The 1,873-nt window shown below is 71.3% G+C and carries 1 protein-coding gene and 1 pseudogene; both read left to right on the plus strand.

Going from position 1 to position 1,873, the window contains the following annotated elements; all coding sequences use genetic code 11:
* A pseudogene (locus tag AOK03_RS39805) lies at positions 1 to 740 on the plus strand (protein kinase); the annotation flags it as partial.
* 132 nt (positions 741 to 872) lie between these two features.
* Positions 873 to 1,873: serine/threonine-protein kinase (locus AOK03_RS39810; RefSeq protein WP_167355709.1), on the plus strand; the 1,001-nt coding region annotated here is incomplete at its 3' end.

Here is a 1,873-nt window from a genome sequence, read left to right on the forward strand (position 1 = left end):
GCCCGGCCCGCCCCCGTTCGCTGGGTCGGCTGCTGCTGATCGCCATCCTGCTCGGGCTCGCCGCGGCGATCGCGTACGCCCTGGTGTTCATGCCCAAGTCCGACGACCGCTCGGGCGACCGCGCGGGAACCGCGGGCGAGGTGAGCTCGGCCCCGGAGCGGAGCGACAGCAAGGACGAGGAGAAGGACGGGAAGGACTCGGGCAAGGGCAAGGAAACCGACGAGGGTGAGGACGAGCCCGGGAAGAGCCCCGGCTCGCAGAAGCCGCAGACCTCCGAGCCCGACCTGCCCCGGGGATTCACCGTGCGCAAGGACCCCGAGGGCTTCCACGTCGCCGTGGCGGGAGGCTGGGACCGGCAGCCCAAGAACGGCAGGGGCCAGGTGCGTTACACCCACGGCGGCTTCGAGCTGCTGCTGGTGCCGGGCCGCGACACCACGGACAGCTACGGCAACGACCCCATGAAGTACCAGCGCGAGCACGAGCGTGAGCTGCAGCCGTTCCGTGACTCCTCCTGGGCGACCTCCAGTGGCATGCGCCGCATCGACGTCGGTGGACGGGCCATGGCGGAAGGCCAGTTCACCTGGCAGGACGACGCGGGCAGCGAGGTCTTCGTACGCAATCTCGCGATGATCGTCGGCGGGAAGTACCACGTGCTCCAGGTGCGCGGACCGGAGGCCGAGCGGGACGAAGTGACACGCCTGTACGAGCAGGCGACGGCCACTTATCGGGTCACCGACTGAGTCGATTCCGACCATCGGGACATGCACGGCATGCGTCACAGTGCGGTCTCCTGAGCCCCCCTGTGGTTCCCTGCACGGCTCCCGCTCCTTAACCTGGCTGTGTCAAGACCATTGCGGGGGAACGTGAATCAGATGCAGGGACTGCTCCTCGCGGGCCGCTACCGACTCGCAGAGTCCATCGGCCGCGGTGGCATGGGACGGGTGTGGCGCGCGCAGGACGAGGTCCTGCACCGTGCCGTCGCCGTCAAGGAGCTGACGGCTGCGCAGTTCGTGCAGGAGGCCGACCGCGCAGTCCTCTTCACGCGTACCCAGACGGAGGCACGGGCCGCCGCCCGGATCAACCATCCCGCCGTCGTCACCGTGCACGACGTCCTCGAATACGACGACCGCCCCTGGATCGTGATGGAGCTGGTCGAGGGCCGTTCGCTGGCGGACGCGGTCAAGGACGACGGGCGCGTCGAACCGGTCGAGGCCGCCCGCATAGGCCTGTGGACCCTGAAGGCCCTCCGCGCCGCCCACGCGGCCGGAGTCCTGCACCGCGACGTCAAGCCCGGCAACGTCCTCCTCTCCGACGACCGCCGGATCCTGCTCACCGACTTCGGGATCGCCGCGATCGAGGGGGATTCCACGGTCACGAGGACCGGGGAAGTCGTCGGCTCCGTGGACTACTTGGCCCCCGAGCGCGTCAGCGGCAGCAACCCCGGCCCGGCGTCCGACCTGTGGGCCCTCGGCGCCACGCTGTACACGGCCGTCGAGGGCATCTCGCCCTTCCGGCGCACGTCGCCGCTCGGCACCATGCAGGCCGTGGTCACCGAGGAGCCCGCGCCGCCGGAGCACGCGGGTGTCCTCGCCCCGGTCATCGGCGCGTTGCTGCGCAAGGACCCGGAGACCCGGCCGACCGCCGAAGAGGCCGAGCAGATGCTGGCCGAGGCGGCGGAGGGGCGGCGTCCGCAGGGGGCACAGGCGTACGTGCCGACGCAGGTGCACCCGGCCGCCGGTGCGCACACGGCCGTGCAGGGGCAGCCCTCGGGGCCGCACACGCAGAGCGGCAGCCAGAGCCACGGTTACAGCCACAGCCAGGGCTACGGTCAGACCGCCACGCCCCACGCGGCTCCCTACGCCGCTTCCCACCC

The organism is Streptomyces atriruber (assembly GCF_001418325.1).
GTDB lineage: Bacteria > Actinomycetota > Actinomycetes > Streptomycetales > Streptomycetaceae > Streptomyces > Streptomyces atriruber.